Genomic DNA, 16223 nt, shown 5'->3' on the forward strand with positions numbered 1-16223 from the left:
GCGCTGCGTTCGGTGAGGCCTGCGGCGCTGTGACCGGTCCCGAGCCCGTCACCGATCTGTCCCTGCTCACCGGGCTCAGATCGTCGAAAAGCACGTACTACCCGCAGTATCGGGGCGCCGCGGAACGGCTCGAACGCGTCGTGCACGCCCTCGATCTCGTCTCCCGTGCGCTGACCCGCACCGTGGAGGGCCCGGAGACGCTGATCTGCGCGGTCGCCGAAGCAGCACGGGCGCATCTGAACGCTCGCTGGGTGGTGGTCGCGCTGACCGACGCGTCGTTGCCGGGCACCGGGCCTCGTCGACTGGTCCTCGGACCGGACGCGAGCCCGTTCCTGGTGGGCGAGGTGGAGGGCCCGCCGTTGCCCGACGACGTGCTTGCGTGCCTCGAGGACGTCCGCAGCGCCCGCTTCGCCGCGGAGCAGGTGATCGAACCGCATTACGCGTTCGTGCCGATCGAGTCCGTCGACGGCGCCGTCGGTGCGCTCGCCGCGTGGACCGATCCGCGGCGCACGTTGGACGCGACCGACGGCGCCGTGCTCAGCATCCTGGCGTCGCAAACGGCAGTGGCATTGCAGAACTCGGCCACCTTCCAGGACGCGCGACGGACCGCGGCCGATCTCGCCGTGCGCAACGCCGAACTCGAGGCCACGCAGCGTCGCCTCGGGGCGGCCCATCGGCATCAGGTGCTCGACGAGGAGCGGCATCGCATCGCGCGCGAGCTGCACGACAGCGTGACCCAGGCGGTGCTCTCGGCAGGGATGCAGATCGAGGTGTGTCGCAACGACATTCCCGATTCGGAACGACGCGAGCGGCTCGATCTGGCGAAGGACCTGACCCGCCGTGCGGTCGAGCAGTTGCGCTCCGCCATCTACTCGCTGGGTCATGCCGGCGACGCGGAGCGATCGTCGTTGCCCGACATGCTCGATCAGCTCAGCGTCGTGCACATGCCGGACGAGTTGCAGGTCGTCGTCGACATCGACGGGACACCGGAGGAACTGCCGGGCGACGTCGAGCACGCGATCCTGCGGATCGCCGGCGAGGCCCTGTTCAATGCGGCGGTGCATTCCGACGCGTCGCACGCCGCCCTGGACCTGCGGTACCGGCGTGGCACGGTGACGCTCGTCGTGTCCGACGACGGCGACGGCGACCCCGCCACCGTGCGCACCGCCATGCGTCTCGCCGAGTCGGGCGACTTCGGCGGCGCCCACCGCGGACTGGTCAACATGGCCACGCGCGCAGGGGAACTCGGTGGTCACCTCGACGTCGGGCGCTCACGGCTCGGCGGTATCGAGGTCGCCGCCACCATCCCGACGGGAGGACAGCGATGACGGGAGCACGGCGATGACGGGCATCATGCTGGTCGACGACCACGCCATTCTGCGGCAGGGCCTGCGGTCGGTGCTCGAGCGGGAACCCGACCTGCAGGTCGTCGGGGAGGCCGCCTCGGCTCGGGAGGCGTTGGCCCTGGCGGACCGGTTGGTGCCCGAGGTGGCGTTGCTCGACCTCAAGCTGTCCGCCGGCTCGGACCACGAGGGTCTCGCCGTCTGCCGCGCACTGTCGGCGCGCCACCCGACGATGGGCCTGCTGGTGCTGACGACGTTCCTGGACGAACGCCTGGTGGTCGACGCCGTGCACGCCGGCGCGCGCGGATACGTGGTCAAGGACGTCGACACCACCGAGCTCGTGCGGGCCATCCGCGCGGTGGCGCGCGGCGAATCCGCGTTCGACGCGCGGAGCGCCTCGGCCGTGGTGCGATCGCTCAACGGCACGGGGGTGCGCGAGGATTCGCTGTCCGAGCGGGAACTCGAGGTGTTGAGGTTGCTGGCGACCGGACTGTCCAACAGCGCCATCGGGTCGGAGCTGTTCATCTCCGCCACCACCGTGAAGTTCCACGTCAGCAACATCATGCGCAAGCTGGGTGCGACCCGGCGCGCGGAGGCCGTGCACCTCGCCGGGAAGGGCGGCTTGATCTAGCCGTCCCGGTTTCCGGTCGTTGTCGTGGTGGATGTCGGTGGGGGTCTCTATAATCGAACACATGAGCGATCGGGGGGTCGTCGCGGTGAGCGCGGCGCAGGTGGGCGGTGTGCCGTGGCCCGAGCGCGATCACATTGCGCTGGGCCTGCCTCCGTCGTTCGACCTGCCCGTGGGTGGGCATCTCGACGCCCTGGCCGACCTCGCTGCGGGGGCGGGGTACCTCGAGTGGCGCCGCTACCAGCACGCCGCCGCCCTGCACACCGAACTCGTCGTGCCCGAGGAGGACCGCGACGAGCGGGCGGTCGATGCGTACGCCCAGTGCGCCGCCCGCATCGCCACCGCCCTGTCGGTGTCGCAGTACGTCGCCGAACGACTCCTCGACAACGCCGTCGCCCTCCGCGACCGGCTCCCGCGGGTGTTCGAGTGCCTGCGCGACGGGGTGGTCTCCCCGACTTTCATCCGCACCATCGTCTCGCGCACCGAACTCATTCACGGTCGCCCGTACCAGGAGCAGGTGGACGCCGACATCGCCGCCGCACTGCGGAAGCCGGGGTCGTGGTCGACAGCGCGGGTGCGGGACCTGTGCGACCAGATGGTCTACCGCCGTGATCCCGACGCCGTCCGCGAACGCCGCGAGGAAGCACTGAAAGGGCGGTGCTTCTTCACCGAGGTCGGTCTCGACGGCATGGCGACCGTGGGGGCGACGATGTCCGCCGAACGCGCCGCCATCGTCGCCCGCGTCGTCGAACGACTCGCCGCGCAGGTGTGCAAGCACGACAGTCGCAGCACGGGTGCGCGGGCATCGGATGCGTTGTTCGCGTTGGTCAAGCACGCCCCGTTCGGGTGCGACTGCGCCCGCCCCGAGTGCGCCTTCCAGGTCGTCGATGCGGACGAGGTGGCGGCGACCGCGGCGCGGATCGTGATCCACGTGGTCACCGACACCACCACCCTCACCGGCCCCGTCCCCGCGACCACCACCGCGGCCGCGAACTCCGCCGCTGCGGACCGGGCCGTCACCGACGGGGTCGCCGTCGATGAGGTCGCGCCCGAGGAGACTCCGATCGGAAAGGTCGTGGCCGAGGAGACTACGGCTTATACCGTTGCGGCCGATGCCGTTGCGGCGGAGGCGGTCTTGGCCCAGGACGTTGCTGCGGAAGCGGTCGCAACCGACGAGTCTGCGGTCGACGAGGACGCTGCGGTCGACGAGGCTGCGGCGGAGCCCGAGCCCGACCTGATCGACGGCGTCGGGTACGTCGCCGGACTCGGCATCATCTCCGGAGCCCACGTCCGCGACCTCGCCCACGACCCCGACACCCTGGTTCGCCCGTTGGGCGACGGCACCGACACTCCACTCCCGGCGACCCAGCCGGCCGACCCCTACCGGCCGTCCGCGGCACTGGACACCTACATCCGCGCCCGCGACCGGTACTGCACCTGGCCCGGCTGCAGCAAGCCCGCCTGGGACGGCGACCTCGACCACATCACCGAATACGACCACGCCCATCCCGAGCGGGGTGGGCGCACCAGCGCGACCGGACTCGGCGCGAAATGCCGGTTCCACCACCTGCTGAAGACGTTCGGTGACTTCGTCGACGACCAGTACGACGACCCCGACCACCCCGGCCGGATCATCCGCACGGTCACCATCCCCGAAGGACGCACCGTCCTCGGCCCGGCGTACACCGGGTTCGACACCCACCCCGGCCTCGACATGATCGTCTTCGGCGACCCACCCGCCACCGGCAGCATCACGTCACCCACACCGCGCACCCCGGCACCGGACGGCACCGAACCCACCCGACCCGCCCCACGCACCGAGCAGAAACACGCCCGACGACGACAGGAACGCAACCGAAACCGACTCCGCAACAACCTGAACGGGATCCGACCACCCGAACCCGACGACGCACCACCCCCGTACTGACCGGGGTGGCGCCGCGTGGTCATCCAGGCGACGCAGCGTCCAGTACCGCCCACCCGCCATGGTGGGAGAACACCTCGTACGGCCGTCCGGAGCGGGCGGCGAGCGCGGTGACGGCGTCCGCGTCGAAGACTCGAACGTGACCGTGGCATGCCTGTGCCTCGTCCTCGTACGGCACCGCGATCACGACGCGGCGTCGGGCGACGCGCAGCGCTTCGGCGACGATGCGGTCGCCGAGGTCGGCGTCGACGTGCTCGAGCAGGTGCAGCGCGGTCACGGTGTCGACGGCGTCGTCGGGCACGGGGACGTCCGCTGCATCGCAGACGAGCGTCTCGACGTCGATGCCGAGGGGTGCTCGCATCGCGTCGAGCAGCCGCATCGTGCCGGCGTGGAGGTCGGTGGCGATCACCGGGACACCGCGGGCGGCGAGTCGCAGCGGAAAGAAGCCGAAGCAGGACCCCAGGTCCAGAACCGTTCCCTCGACGAGTGATTCGGCCACCTCGTGCACGGGCGCGAAGTCGGCCGTCCCGTCGAGGAGGTCGCGCAGGGACTGTCGGTAGTAGGTTGCCCAGGCGTCGATCGGATCGTCCACGGTCGAGCGCACCAGGCCGACCATGACGGCCTCGAACTCGTCTTGCCCGGCGCCGACCTCCGCGACCCGCGCGGTCACCTCCGCCACGAGCGACTCACGCAATCGGTCGGCAGGCAAGGTATGGGTGACCACCAGCCGGCCACCCACCCGTCGTACCGTCACCGACACCGCACCAGGCACCCCCGACTCCCGCATCACCGTGACCGTGCCGTGGGACCACACTCCCGGCGTGCCGGGGGCGAGGGAGTCGAACGGGGCGAGGGTCGGCATGCGCCGAGCGTAGGTCGCTGACGAGGCCGGCCGGGCCGGATGCGCGCGAACCCTCGGGTGCGCCGGTGAGCCACCTACCCGATCGGGCGGTTCTGCACTGCCGCACCGGGTTCGCTTCACCGCGGACCGCCGCGAGGCGGGCCGCGACGGGCCTAGCGTCGTCGACCACGGGACGCACTCGACCGTCCCCTCCGTCCGTCCGAGAGGAAGTCCCATGACCGAGAAGAACACCGTCGCCACCACCGAGGACGACACCGCCCGTCCGTTGGTCCAGGAGTCGCTGGTCGAGGACGTGTCCATCGACGGCATGTGCGGCGTGTACTGATGACCGCCGCAGCGTCCCCGACGGCCCCCGCAGGGAGTCTGCTGACAGGTCGGTGGCAACTTGCCCCTCAGGTGGCCGTGCGCCCGGAGCCGTTCGGGGCGCTGCTGTACCACTTCGGCACCCGGCGGCTGTCCTTCCTCAAGACCCGCGGCGTGCTGGCGGTCGTGCGGTCACTGCCCGAGCACCCCGATGTGAGGTCGGCACTGTCCGCGGCGGCGGTGCCGGACGACGCCGTTCCGCAGTATCTACACGCTCTGACCGCGCTCGCCGAGTCGTCGATGATCGTTCCGGCGCAGCAGGACTCGGTGCTTCAGGTCTCACCCAAGGAGGACCTCGCATGACAGCCCCGACAGCCCCGCAACCCGTGGGCCGACTGATCGACCGGTTCGAACTGGGACTCGATGCCCCCATCTGCCTGACGTGGGAGCTGACCTACGCCTGCAACCTCTCGTGCGTGCACTGCCTGTCGTCCTCCGGCCGGCGCGATCCGCGTGAACTGTCGACGGAGCAGTGCAAGGCCGTCATCGACGAGTTGCAGCGCATGCAGGTCTTCTACGTCAACATCGGCGGCGGCGAACCCACCGTCCGCTCCGACTTCTGGGAACTCGTCGACTACGCCACCGACCACCAGGTGGGCGTGAAGTTCTCCACCAACGGCGTGCGGATCGACGAGACCGTCGCCGCGCGCCTTGCCGCGTCCGACTACGTCGACGTCCAGATCTCGCTCGACGGCGCCACCGCCGAGGTCAACGACGCGGTCCGCGGGCCGGGCTCGTTCGACATGGCGGTCCGGGCACTGCGCAATCTGAAGGACGCGGGCTTCCGGGACGCGAAGATCTCCGTCGTCGTCACCCGCCACAACGTCGCCCAGCTCGACGACTTCAAGGCCCTCGCCGACACGTACGACGCCACCCTGCGGATCACTCGCCTGCGCCCGTCGGGCCGCGGCGCCGACGTCTGGGACGACCTGCATCCCACCGCGGCGCAGCAACGCGAACTCTACGACTGGCTGGTCGCCAACGGGGAGGGCGTGCTCACCGGGGACTCGTTCTTCCACCTGTCCGCGTTCGGCGGCGCCCTGCCGGGCCTGAACCTGTGCGGCGCAGGCAGAGTGGTGTGCCTGATCGACCCGATCGGCGACGTCTACGCCTGCCCGTTCGCCATCCACGAGCAGTTCCTCGCCGGCAACGTCCTGCGCGACGCCACCGACACCCTCGGCGGCTTCCAGGCCGTCTGGCAGAACTCGGCGCTGTTCCGGGACCTGCGATCCCCGCAGACCGGTGGCGCGTGCAGCTCCTGCGCCCACTTCGACGCGTGCCGCGGCGGGTGCATGGCGGCGAAGTTCTTCACCGGGCTCCCGCTGGACGGCCCGGATCCCGAATGCGTGCAGGGCTACGGCGAATCCGCGCTCGCCGCCGATCGCGGCGAGATACCGAAGTCGTCCGTCGACCATTCCCGCAGCGGGAAGCGATCGACCCCCCGAGCCTCCGTCCCGCTGACGCTGTTGACGCGTCGGGACGGCGCCCCCGCCCTCGGGAAGGCCGGAGGCCGGCCGCCGACAACACTGTGCGACGAGAACCCCCTCGCGGGGCTGTCGCGAGAGGAGCGTTCCCGATGAAGCGAATCCGATCTCCCTGGGCTCGGCCCGAGTGGATGGAGACCGTGGCGGAGGCCCAGCGGCGGGCGAAGAAGCGGCTGCCCCCGTCGGTCTACTCGGCGCTGATCGCCGGGTCCGAACGTGGCACGTCCTACGACGACAACCAGAGCGCGTTCGGCGAGTTGGGCTTCGCCCCCCGCGTCGCGGACCACGCCGCGACCCGCGATCTCGCGACCACGGTTCTGGGACAACAGCTCTCGATGCCGGTGATCATCTCGCCGACGGGGGTGCAGGCGGTGCACCCGGACGGCGAGGTGGCCGTCGCCCGTGCCGCCGCGGCTCGCGGCGTTCCCATGGGACTGTCGTCGTTCGCCTCGAAGCCGATCGAGGACGTCACCGCCGTCCACGGTCAGACGTTGTTCCAGGTCTACTGGTTGGGCAGTCGCGCCGACATGGTCGCGCGCCTCGATCGTGCCCGCGCCGCCGGCGCCGTCGGGGTGATCCTGACGCTGGACTGGTCCTTCTCCTACGGTCGGGATTGGGGCAGCCCCGCGATTCCGGAGCGGATGAACCTCGCCGCGATGGTGAAGTTCGCGCCCGAGGGTTTGCGTCGCCCGGCGTGGTTGCTCGATTTCGCACGCAGCGGCCGCATCCCCGATCTGACGACGCCCAACATCGTTCCGCCGGGTGCGCCGCAGACGCCGACGTTCTTCGGCGCCTACGGTATGTGGCAGCAGACGCCGCCGCCGACGTGGGAGGACATCGCCTGGTTGCGACGTCAGTGGGACGGGCCGTTCGTGCTCAAGGGCATCTCCCGCGTCGACGACGCGAAACGTGCCGTCGATGCCGGGTTCTCCGCGATCTCGGTGTCCAACCACGGTGGCAACAATCTCGACGGCACGCCGGCCGCGATCAGGATGCTGCCCGCGATCGCCGACGCCGTCGGCGACGAGATCGAGGTGCTGCTCGACGGCGGGATCCGGCGAGGCAGCGACGTCGTCAAGGCCGTCGCGCTCGGTGCGCGCGCGGTGATGATCGGGCGCGCCTACCTGTGGGGTCTCGCCGCGGGCGGGCAGGCCGGCGTCGAGAACGTCCTCGACGTGCTGCGCATGGGTATGGACTCGACCCTGCTCGGACTCGGCAAGGCGTCGGTCCACGATCTGTCGCCGGCCGACGTCGTCGTCCCGGACGGGTTCACGCGCACCCTCGGTGTCGATCCGGCGCGAACCCTGACCGCCGTCGCGATGCCTTAGCGGGGCGGGGTGAGACGATGGGCCGGTGACCGATCGCACCGGGCCCGTCGTCCGCCTCGCCCCCATGGACGCGGATCGCCTGCCTGCCTGGATCGAGGCGGGCAAGGCGGACTACCGCGCCGACCGCATCAGAGCGGGCGAACCGGTGGACCGCGCCACGGACGAGGCCGAGCAGACCTATGCCGCGTGGTTCGCACACGGCGAACCCGCCCCCGACCACCTGGTGCGCGACGTCGTGTGGGACGAGGCCGTCGTCGGGTCGCTGTGGGTCGGGCCGCAGAGCATCGGACGCACCGACGAGTGGTGGGTGTGGAACGTCGAGATCGCCGAGGAGTACCGCGGCCGCGGGTTCGGTCGACGTGCCATGGAGCTCGCCGAGGACCTGGTGCGCGAGCACGGAGCAACGTCGTTGGGCCTGAACGTCTTCGGCTTCAACACGGCGGCGCGGCGACTGTACGAGTCGCTGGGCTACGACGTCACGGCCGTCCGGATGAGCAAGCCGCTGGACGCGGAGCGGCCCGGCATGACAGAGCCGCAGGCATGACGGAGCAGGGGCAGGAGGACCCGCGATTCGACTCGCCCCTGCCCGCCGACCCGCGCGAACTCCGGGACGCTTTCACCCGGTTCATGATGTCGTACCGCTTCGGGCTCGACGAGTTGCTGACCAAGATCAACATCCTCCGCGACGAGTTCGCCCACCTGCACAGCTACAACCCCATCGAACACGTCTCGTCCCGGCTGAAGACGCCGGAATCGTTGGTGCAGAAGGCCGTGCGCAAGAACGTCCCGCTGACCTTCGACGGAGTCCGCGAGAACATCTTCGACATCGCCGGCGTGCGCATCAACTGCAGCTTCGTCGCCGACACCTACACCGTGAAGGACATGCTCGTCGGGCGGGACGACGTGCGGGTGGTCGACTACGAGGACTACATCGCGAACCCGAAACCCAACGGCTACCGCAGTCTTCACCTCACGGTGGAGATTCCGGTCTCGCTGTCCGATCGTGTGCAGCGGGTCCCCGTCGAGGTGCAGATCCGCACGATGGCGATGGACTTCTGGGCCAGCCTGGAGCACAAGATCTTCTACAAGTACGACGGCGAGGTTCCGACTCGGCTGCGGACCGAGCTGCGCGATGCCGCGATCGCCGCGTACCGCCTGGACGTCACCATGGAGCGTCTGCACACGGAGGTGACGGCGCTCGACGCCGAGCGGACGCCGCGGACGGACACCGTGGACATCGGAGCCCTCGAGGGCGTCTTCCTGCGATCGCTGCTCGGGGACGGCGGGCGGTGACCTCGCTCGGCGAGCGGGTCTGGACGGACGTGCCCGGCGGAACCGTCGCAGTGCCCGTCGGATCGGTGGAACAGCACGGCCCGCACCTGCCGCTCGACACCGACACCCGCATCGCGGCGGCGGTCGCCGAGGCCGTCACGGAGACGGTGGGAGGCGGTCTGGTGGCCCCCGCGATCACCTACGGCGCCAGCGGAGAGCACGAAGGGTTTCGGGGCACGGTGTCGATCGGACTCGACGTGCTCACCTCCCTCGTGGTCGAGTACGGACGGTCGGCGTTCCGGTGGGCCGAGCGGGTGGTGTTCGTGAACGGCCACGGCGGCAACGGCAGCGCGCTGCGCGACGCCGTGACACTGCTGCGCCACGAGGGGCGCGACGCCGCGTGGTTTCCGTGCGCGGTCCCGGGCGCCGACGCGCACGCCGGCCGGACCGAGACCTCGCTGCTCCTGCACCTCGATCCGCGGTCGGTCCGGGTCGACGCGGCCGAAGCGGGGGTGACGGATCCGGTGTCGAACCTCATGGACCGCTTGAGAGTCGAGGGGGTGGCGGGTGTCTCGCCCACCGGTGTCCTGGGCGATCCGACGGGCGCGAACGCCGCGGAGGGTGAGCGCCTTCTCACCGATCTGCGGCACCGCTTCCGAGTGTCCGTCGATCGGTGGACACCCGACGACCGCGCCGTGCTGCGCTGATTCCGATCACGGCTCCCGATGTCGAGGGAGCTATGACAAATCCCGATCCGGTTGCTTACGATGACCCGATGCGTGACGGTCGACTACCCGACGGATTCGGCGTCCGGATCGACCCGAGGGTGCGCTCGCTGTCCGGTGGTCGCGTTCTGATCGGCGGATCGCCGCCGCGCATGGTGACCTTGGCACCCGAGGCCGCGGCGATGATCGGCGACGGATTCCTGCGGGTGAGCGATCCCGATTCCGCCGTCGTCGCCCGTCGCCTCCTCGACTCCGGTGTCGCCAATCCTCGCCCGATGTCCGTCCCCTCCGCCGCCGACGTCACGGTGGTGGTGCCGGTCAAGGACAACCGTGACGGGCTCCACCGGCTGCTGAAGTCGCTGCGGGGACTGCGCGTCGTCGTGGTCGACGACGGGTCCTCGGTGCCGATCGAGGTGCCCGCCGGGTTCGGCGACGATCCGGCTGCACCGTCGGTCACCGTGGTGCGGCACGAGTCGGCCCGCGGCCCGGCCGCGGCCCGCAACACGGGACTGGGCGCGGCCGGCACCGATTTCGTGGCGTTCCTCGACTCCGACGTGGTGCCCCGGAAGGGGTGGCTCGAGGTGGTGCTGAGCCATTTCTCCGACCCGTCGGTGGGGCTGGTGGCGCCGCGCATCGTCGCGCTCGAACCGGAGGGCAGCGCGCTCGCTCGCTACGAGCATGCCCGGTCCTCGCTCGACCTCGGCCGGCGGGAGGGACCGGTTCGTGCCGGTGGTCCCGTGTCCTACGTGCCGAGCGCCGCCGTCGTGGTGCGCCGACGGGCCGTGCACGAGTGCGGCGGATTCGATCCCGACATGCACGTCGCCGAAGACGTCGATCTGTGCTGGCGCCTGCAGGACGCGGGGTGGCGGTTGCGGTACGAGCCGGTGGCGCGGGTGGCCCACGATCACCGCGTGACACTGCGAGAGTGGTTCGCGCGCAAGCTCTTCTACGGTACGGGTGCGGTGTCCCTGGCTGCTCGACACGAGGGCAAGGTGCCCCCGGTCGTGATGTCCGTCCCCACCCTCGCGGCATTGCTGTTGACGGCCACGGGCACCCGAACCGGCCTGCTCGGCGCCGTGATCACCATGGCCGTGACCATCGGTCGGCTGCGACGGGTGTTCGCCGATCTCGATCACCCCACCCGCCTGGCCGCGGTCTTCGCGGCGCGCGGATTCGTCGGCGGCGCCTGGCAGCTGGCGTCCGCGGTGGTGCGCCACTACTGGCCGATCACCCTGCTCGCCATCCTTCTCTCCCGACGCATCCGGCGTCTCGCCGTGGCGATCGCGCTCGCGGAGGGTCTGCGCGACTGGGCGTCCCATCGTGAGCCCGGGGGACTGGGCCCGGTGTCCTACGTGACCTACAAGCGTCTCGACGACGTCGCCTACGGCACCGGACTCTGGCTCGGCGCGGTGACCGAGCGAGACCACCGCCCCCTGATGCCCAAGCTCGTCGGGTAGTTCGCGTGCCGGACGTCGTCGTGGTCGGCGGCGGAAGCGCGGGATGCGTTGCCGCAGCGGGGTTCGCCCGCGCCGGCGCGTCGGTGATGCTGCTCGAAGCGGGGCCCGGTTCCACCGCGATGCTCTCCGACGCGCGTCGTCTTCCGATCGGGCCGTCGTCCCGATACGTCGACCCGATCACGACGCGGGTGGACGGCGTTCGCGACGTCGTCGGGACTCGCGGCCGGGTGCTCGGCGGGTCCGGTGCGGTGAACGGCGCGTACTTCGTTCGCGCCCCGCTCGCCGACTTCGCGCGGTGGCCGCAGGATCGGTGGTCGGCCGACGTCGTCGCCGAGGGGTTCCGCCGCATCGAGACCGACCTCGACCTGGGCGACCGCCCCGGGCACGGAACGGACGGGCCGATGCCGGTCTCGCGTGCCGTCGTCGCCCCGGTGGCGGAGGCGTTCCGTCGGGCCGCGACGGCCGCCGGTCACCGGGACCTCGACGATCTGAACGCGACGGATGCCGGCGACGGGGTGGGCGCGGTCCCGTCGAACGTCGCCGGTGGTCGGCGGGTGTCCGCCGCGGAGGCGTTCCTGGCGCCCGTCGCCGGTCTCGTCGAGGTGCGCGGCGAGGCGCTGGTGGCGCGGGTGGACGTGGTCGCGGGTCGCGTCGTCGGGGTGTCGGGTCGGGATGCGCACGGCGAGTTCGCGGTTGGCGCGGACCGCGTGATCCTCGCCGCCGGCACGGTGCGGACCGCCGCCCTGTTGATGCACTCCGGCATCGGCCCGCGAGAGACGTTGCGTCGCATTGGGATCGACGTCATTCTCGACCGCCCCGGAGTGGGAACCGGCGTCGGCGATCACCCAGAGGTGGCGGTCGCCTATCGGCCACCGGAGGTGGCGGTCGCCTATCGGCCACCGGAGGTGGCGGAAGCGTACCGCCCTCGTCGGGTCGCCGAGACCTGGCGAACCCCCCTGGAGGTGGTGCTGGAGGCGGGGCCGGTCGAATTACGGTGCTATTCCACGTCGTTCGACCGACTGATCGAGGGAGTTCCGCCCGGCGATCCCGTGATCGGAGTGGCGGCGATGGTCGCCGAACCCCTCGGGTCCGTCGTCCCGGTGTCCGCCGACCCGTTCTCCGCGCCGCGCGTCGAGCATCCCGTCGCCGACGCCGACCGACGGGCACTGCACGACGGGGTGGCGCTGGCGCGCGATCTGCTCGGTCGGCCGGAGATGGCCGAGGTCGTCGACCACGTGACCACCGACCCCGGCGACTCACTGCTTCCGGGGGCCGCACTGCACACCGTCGGCAGTGCGCGGATGGGAGCGGACGACGACCCGTTGGCGGTCGTCGACTCGTCCTGCCGGGTGTTGGGGGTGTCGGGACTGGCCGTGGTGGACGCGTCGATGTTCCCTGCGGTCCCGACGCGCGGGCCTCACGCCACGGTGATCATGGCCGCCCATCGGGCGACGGAGATGCTGGTCGCCGAGGCCGACCGGTCGGCTGCCGTTCGACGAGAGCGATGAATCGGCATTGTGAGCTGAGTTACAGTAGGGGGGACACATCCCGGTCCGGAGAGGAGCGCACGTGACCAACCCGTGGGTCGCTGTTCGCCCCGGCGAGGACCCGACCGCCCTGGCCCGGACGGTGTCCCGCGCGCACGAGACCTTCCTCGAGCGTCCTACCGGGACGGAGAGCTCGGTGCGGTCGGTCGTGCTGGAGTCGTGGCGTCGCAGCCGCACCATGGGCGTCGACCCGGATCGCGCCGCCGACGACGCCATGGACGCCGTGTCGCTCGAGCGGTACCGCGCCGAGCATCCGATGTCGCTCATCCGTCCTGTCGTCCGCAAGCTACTCGTCGAGGACGCGGCCGACACCGGTCTACTCGTCGCCATCACCGACGCGTCGGGCCGGCTGCTGTGGGTGGAGGGCGACACCGTTGCCAAGGACCGGGCCCACGCGATGAACTTCGCCGAGGGCACCGACTGGAGCGAGAGCCGGATGGGGACCAACGCCCCCGGCACGGCCCTGGCCGTCGACCACTGCGTCCAGATCTTCGCGGCGGAACACTTCGCCCGGCCCGTCCAGGACTGGAGTTGCAGCGCCGCCCCCGTGCACGACCCGCTGACCGGCCGCATCCTCGGCGCCATCGACATCACCGGTGGTCCGCGGGTCGCGGTGCCGGAGGTACTGCAGTTGGTGCGCGCCACCGTCGCCGCCGCCGAGTCCGAACTGCGTCTGCGTCTGCTCGAGACACCCCGCCTCGACACCGCCGGGCCGCGGCTCGAGGTGCTCGGCACGCCCCGCCCCACCCTGGTGCGCGGCGCGGAACGGATCCCGCTGTCCGGCCGCCACGCCGAGATGCTGTTGCTTCTGCAGACCCACCCGCAGGGCCTCGGCGCCGACCACCTTGCGGTGCTGCTCGACGAGAACGATCTCGACTCGGTGACCGTCCGAGCCGAAATGTCCCGTCTGCGCAAGGTTTTCGGGGCCGACGGCCTCGCCTCGCGACCCTACCGACTGGTGGGGACGCTGACCTCCGACGTCGAGGACGTCCGCGCCGCCCTCGATCGCGGCGACGTCGAGACCGCGCTGCGGCTCTACACCGGTGCCGTGCTCCCGTCGTCGTACGCCCCCGGTATCGAGGAGATCCGCGACGAGCTGCGGGTGCGGATGCAGGCGGCGCTGCTGCGGTGCGGAGACCCGGTGCTCCTCGCGCGCTGGACGGCTTCCGTGCACGGACGCGACGACGCCCGGGCGATGGAGGCGTACCTGCACACCCTCGACCCGGCGTCGGCGCTCCACGCTCAGGTCGAGGCGCGCTTGCGGTTGCTCGGAGTCTGAGCCGTCACCCCCGCGGTTCCCAGCGCTGTGTCATCCGCGCGGTTCCCACCGCTGTGTCATCCGCGCGGTTCCCACCGCTGTGTCATCCGCGCGGTTCCCACCGCCAGGTCACGAAGGCGAGAAAACCGAGCGCCACGATCCAGAAACCGGTGATACCGAGGTCGAACACGATGGGCGGCACGGGAAGTGGGGTCTCGGCGAGGACCGGCACGGATTCGCCGGCGCGAGCCACCAGGTCCACCGCTCCGGTGAAGGGCGCGAAGAGCAGGTAGCTGCGCAGGCCCGGGTCCACGTTCGGGGCGACGACGAGGTTCGACCCGATCGCCGCGAGCAGCAGCAGCGGCATCACCGAGTACTGCACGCGCTCGCTGTTCGGGGACACCGACCCGACGGCGACGCCGGCGGTCACCGACAGCAGCGCCGTCGCCAGGGCCGCCGCCGCGACCAGAGCAGGATCGGCCGGCAACGGGCCGCCGAGCACGGCGACTCCCGCGACGACGATGCCCACCTGCACCAGTCCGAGCAGCACCAGCGGCACCATCATCGAGACGATCAACTGCGTCGGAGTGAGCTCCGAGGTGCGTAACCGCTTGAACAGCTGCGATTCTCGCCGGGCCGCGACGATGGTGGCGCCGTTGATGTAGACCGAGAACACCAGCACCAGCACCGTCATGGGCGCCATGAGCATGGTCCATCCGGTCGCGTCCTCAGGCCGGGACACGATGGGGAAGAAGAGCACGAACACCGGCGCGAGCAGCGTCGCGGGCAGCGTGTTCCGTTGCCGGAAGACCATCGACGTCTCGAACGCGATCTGCCGACGCGTGCGGGTCCAGCCGGACAGGCGACGCGAGCGCCCCGAGGACGCTGTGGTGGGGAGGGTGGAGACGGTGGCGGTCATCGGGACACCTCGCTCGTCTTGTGGTCGGGGGTTGCCGGGTCGGTGGTCGAGTTGCGGACGTGGTGGAAGACCTCGTCGAGCGACGCTGGGCTCGCCCGCAGGGGGCCGAGGACCATGCGCTCGTGGTCGGCCGTGCGGATCAGCCACGTCAATGCGGCCTGCTGATCGTCCGAGACCACCTCCAGCGCACGCAGACCGGCGTCGGCGGGCCGACGCGCGTCGTTCCACGCGGCGGTGACCCCGGCGGGGGCGGCGGCGATCAGGCGCTCGCCGTCGACGGGCCGGACGTCGACCTGGATGCGCGACGGACGGGTCGCGAGCACCTCGTCCAGCGTGCCGTGCACGGCCAGCGCGCCCTGGTGCATGATCGCCACCACGTCGGCCAGCTCCTCGGCTTCCTCGAGGTAGTGCGTCGTGAGGACGATGGTGGTGCCGGCGTCGCGCAGGTCGCGGACGAGGCTCCACAACGTGCGCCGGGATTCCGGGTCGAGGCCGGTGGTCGGCTCGTCGAGCACGATGAGTTCCGGTGCGCCCCAGATGGCCATGGCCAGATCGAGCCGTCGACGCTCGCCGCCGGAGAGCGAGTCCACTCGGTTCTCGCTGCGGTGCGTGAGGTCGACCAGGCCGAGTACGCGGTCGACGGAATCGGTGCGGCTCGACAGTCGGGACCACATGGTGAGCTCGGCGCGCACGCTGATCTCGCCGAAGTGTCCCGCCTCCTGGAGCACCACGCCGGTGCGGGCGCGGATCTCCGCGGGGTCGCGGAAGGGGTCGACGCCGAATACCGTCAGGTCGCCTCCGGAGCGCTCCCGGAAGCCCTGCAGGATCTCGAGCGTCGTCGTCTTGCCCGCGCCGTTGGTGCCCAGCAGCGCGAAGATCTCGCCGCGGCGCACGGTCAACGACACGTCGCGCACGGCGTGGTACTCGTCGTAGTGGAAGTCGAGGCCGGCGGCGTGGACCACGGCGTCGGGGGGAGGTGCCGTGGTCGCGTTCTCGGGGTGAGTCGACTCGGTCATGGCTCGATACTCGGCGACCGCCGTCACGGCGAGTAGTGCCGTTCCAGCCGGTCTCGCATGAGCTTTGTCATGTGTGCCCCGGTCCGACTCCGGGTGC

General features: G+C 71.0%; 16 protein-coding genes. 13 read left to right on the forward strand and 3 right to left on the reverse strand.

The window, feature by feature from the left end:
- The first annotated feature begins 29 nt into the window (after positions 1 to 29).
- From BMZ18_RS10345 to BMZ18_RS10355, 3 genes are all read left to right on the forward strand, one after another.
- Positions 30 to 1328: a MadS family sensor histidine kinase gene (locus BMZ18_RS10345; protein ID WP_068360820.1), complete on the forward strand. Its 1299-nt coding sequence runs from the start codon at positions 30 to 32 to the stop codon at positions 1326 to 1328.
- A 13-nt stretch (positions 1329 to 1341) separates the two neighbouring features.
- Positions 1342 to 1974, forward strand: coding sequence for a MadR family response regulator transcription factor (locus BMZ18_RS10350; protein WP_068099566.1), 633 nt, complete (start codon positions 1342 to 1344; stop codon positions 1972 to 1974).
- Between the two features lie 61 nt (positions 1975 to 2035).
- The gene (locus BMZ18_RS10355; protein WP_074922141.1) at positions 2036 to 3898 is read left to right on the forward strand and encodes a DUF222 domain-containing protein; all 1863 of its coding nucleotides are present in this window, start codon (positions 2036 to 2038) and stop codon (positions 3896 to 3898) included.
- Positions 3899 to 3917: 19 nt separating this feature from the next.
- Here BMZ18_RS10355 and mftM read toward each other — a convergent pair whose 3' ends face one another.
- A complete protein-coding gene (gene mftM, locus BMZ18_RS10360) occupies positions 3918 to 4757 on the reverse strand; it encodes a mycofactocin oligosaccharide methyltransferase MftM (RefSeq protein ID WP_068361452.1) in 840 nt (279 codons plus the stop codon).
- Between the two features lie 214 nt (positions 4758 to 4971).
- Between mftM and mftA the strand changes: the two genes are divergently transcribed.
- The 10 genes from mftA (at position 4972) to BMZ18_RS10410 (ending at position 14212) form a co-directional block, all read left to right on the forward strand.
- Positions 4972 to 5082: a mycofactocin precursor MftA gene (gene mftA / locus BMZ18_RS10365; protein ID WP_068099570.1), complete on the forward strand. Its 111-nt coding sequence runs from the start codon at positions 4972 to 4974 to the stop codon at positions 5080 to 5082.
- On the forward strand, positions 5082 to 5423 hold the full coding sequence (gene mftB / locus BMZ18_RS10370; protein WP_068099571.1) for a mycofactocin biosynthesis chaperone MftB: 342 nt from the start codon (positions 5082 to 5084) through the stop codon (positions 5421 to 5423). The genes mftA and mftB overlap by 1 nt, the downstream gene beginning before the upstream one ends.
- Complete coding sequence (gene mftC, locus BMZ18_RS10375) at positions 5420 to 6700, forward strand: mycofactocin radical SAM maturase (protein WP_074922142.1); 1281 nt, start codon at positions 5420 to 5422, stop codon at positions 6698 to 6700. Before mftB ends, mftC begins: the two co-directional genes overlap by 4 nt.
- A complete protein-coding gene (gene mftD, locus BMZ18_RS10380) occupies positions 6697 to 7932 on the forward strand; it encodes a pre-mycofactocin synthase MftD (RefSeq protein WP_068361447.1) in 1236 nt (411 codons plus the stop codon). Before mftC ends, mftD begins: the two co-directional genes overlap by 4 nt.
- Before the next feature lie 25 nt (positions 7933 to 7957).
- Complete coding sequence (locus BMZ18_RS10385) at positions 7958 to 8476, forward strand: GNAT family N-acetyltransferase (RefSeq protein WP_082894929.1); 519 nt, start codon at positions 7958 to 7960, stop codon at positions 8474 to 8476.
- Positions 8473 to 9225 carry a GTP pyrophosphokinase gene (locus BMZ18_RS10390; RefSeq protein ID WP_082894928.1) on the forward strand — a complete coding sequence of 251 codons (753 nt, stop codon included), beginning with the start codon at positions 8473 to 8475 and terminating at the stop codon, positions 9223 to 9225. The genes BMZ18_RS10385 and BMZ18_RS10390 overlap by 4 nt, the downstream gene beginning before the upstream one ends.
- Positions 9222 to 9911, forward strand: a complete 690-nt coding sequence (gene mftE / locus BMZ18_RS10395; protein ID WP_068361444.1) for a mycofactocin biosynthesis peptidyl-dipeptidase MftE — start codon at positions 9222 to 9224, stop codon at positions 9909 to 9911. Before BMZ18_RS10390 ends, mftE begins: the two co-directional genes overlap by 4 nt.
- Positions 9912 to 9979: 68 nt before the next feature.
- A complete protein-coding gene (mftF, locus tag BMZ18_RS10400; RefSeq protein WP_068361441.1) occupies positions 9980 to 11386 on the forward strand; it encodes a mycofactocin biosynthesis glycosyltransferase MftF in 1407 nt (468 codons plus the stop codon).
- 5 nt (positions 11387 to 11391) lie between these two features.
- Entirely contained in the window at positions 11392 to 12894 is a 1503-nt protein-coding gene (mftG, locus tag BMZ18_RS10405; RefSeq protein ID WP_068361438.1) for a mycofactocin dehydrogenase MftG, read from the forward strand.
- A gap of 61 nt (positions 12895 to 12955) precedes the next feature.
- Complete coding sequence (locus BMZ18_RS10410; protein WP_139203907.1) at positions 12956 to 14212, forward strand: sigma-54-dependent transcriptional regulator family protein; 1257 nt, start codon at positions 12956 to 12958, stop codon at positions 14210 to 14212.
- An 82-nt stretch (positions 14213 to 14294) separates the two neighbouring features.
- On the opposite strand, the gene BMZ18_RS10415 is transcribed toward BMZ18_RS10410, so the two are convergent.
- Both BMZ18_RS10415 and BMZ18_RS10420 read right to left on the reverse strand, forming a co-directional pair.
- Positions 14295 to 15110, reverse strand: a complete 816-nt coding sequence (locus BMZ18_RS10415; protein ID WP_068361433.1) for an ABC transporter permease — start codon at positions 15108 to 15110, stop codon at positions 14295 to 14297.
- The gene (locus BMZ18_RS10420) at positions 15107 to 16126 is read right to left on the reverse strand and encodes an ABC transporter ATP-binding protein (RefSeq protein ID WP_068361469.1); all 1020 of its coding nucleotides are present in this window, start codon (positions 16124 to 16126) and stop codon (positions 15107 to 15109) included. The genes BMZ18_RS10415 and BMZ18_RS10420 overlap by 4 nt, the downstream gene beginning before the upstream one ends.
- Positions 16127 to 16223: the final 97 nt, after the last annotated feature.

Source organism: Rhodococcoides kroppenstedtii, from assembly GCF_900111805.1.
Classification (GTDB): Bacteria; Actinomycetota; Actinomycetes; order Mycobacteriales; family Mycobacteriaceae; genus Rhodococcoides; species Rhodococcoides kroppenstedtii.

Excerpts from the sequence above, each read along its gene's own strand:
- mftA (WP_068099570.1), top strand. The coding sequence starts at position 4,972 with ATGACCGAGAAGAACACCGTCGCCACCACCGAGGACGACACCGCCCGT.
- BMZ18_RS10350 (WP_068099566.1), top strand. The coding sequence starts at position 1,342 with ATGACGGGCATCATGCTGGTCGACGACCACGCCATTCTGCGGCAGGGC.
- mftM (WP_068361452.1), bottom strand. The coding sequence starts at position 4,757 with ATGCCGACCCTCGCCCCGTTCGACTCCCTCGCCCCCGGCACGCCGGGA.
- mftD (WP_068361447.1), top strand. The coding sequence starts at position 6,697 with ATGAAGCGAATCCGATCTCCCTGGGCTCGGCCCGAGTGGATGGAGACC.
- BMZ18_RS10415 (WP_068361433.1), bottom strand. The coding sequence starts at position 15,110 with ATGACCGCCACCGTCTCCACCCTCCCCACCACAGCGTCCTCGGGGCGC.
- BMZ18_RS10390 (WP_082894928.1), top strand. The coding sequence starts at position 8,473 with ATGACGGAGCAGGGGCAGGAGGACCCGCGATTCGACTCGCCCCTGCCC.
- BMZ18_RS10355 (WP_074922141.1), top strand. The coding sequence starts at position 2,036 with ATGAGCGATCGGGGGGTCGTCGCGGTGAGCGCGGCGCAGGTGGGCGGT.
- mftC (WP_074922142.1), top strand. The coding sequence starts at position 5,420 with ATGACAGCCCCGACAGCCCCGCAACCCGTGGGCCGACTGATCGACCGG.
- BMZ18_RS10420 (WP_068361469.1), bottom strand. The coding sequence starts at position 16,126 with ATGACCGAGTCGACTCACCCCGAGAACGCGACCACGGCACCTCCCCCC.
- mftF (WP_068361441.1), top strand. The coding sequence starts at position 9,980 with ATGCGTGACGGTCGACTACCCGACGGATTCGGCGTCCGGATCGACCCG.
- mftB (WP_068099571.1), top strand. The coding sequence starts at position 5,082 with ATGACCGCCGCAGCGTCCCCGACGGCCCCCGCAGGGAGTCTGCTGACA.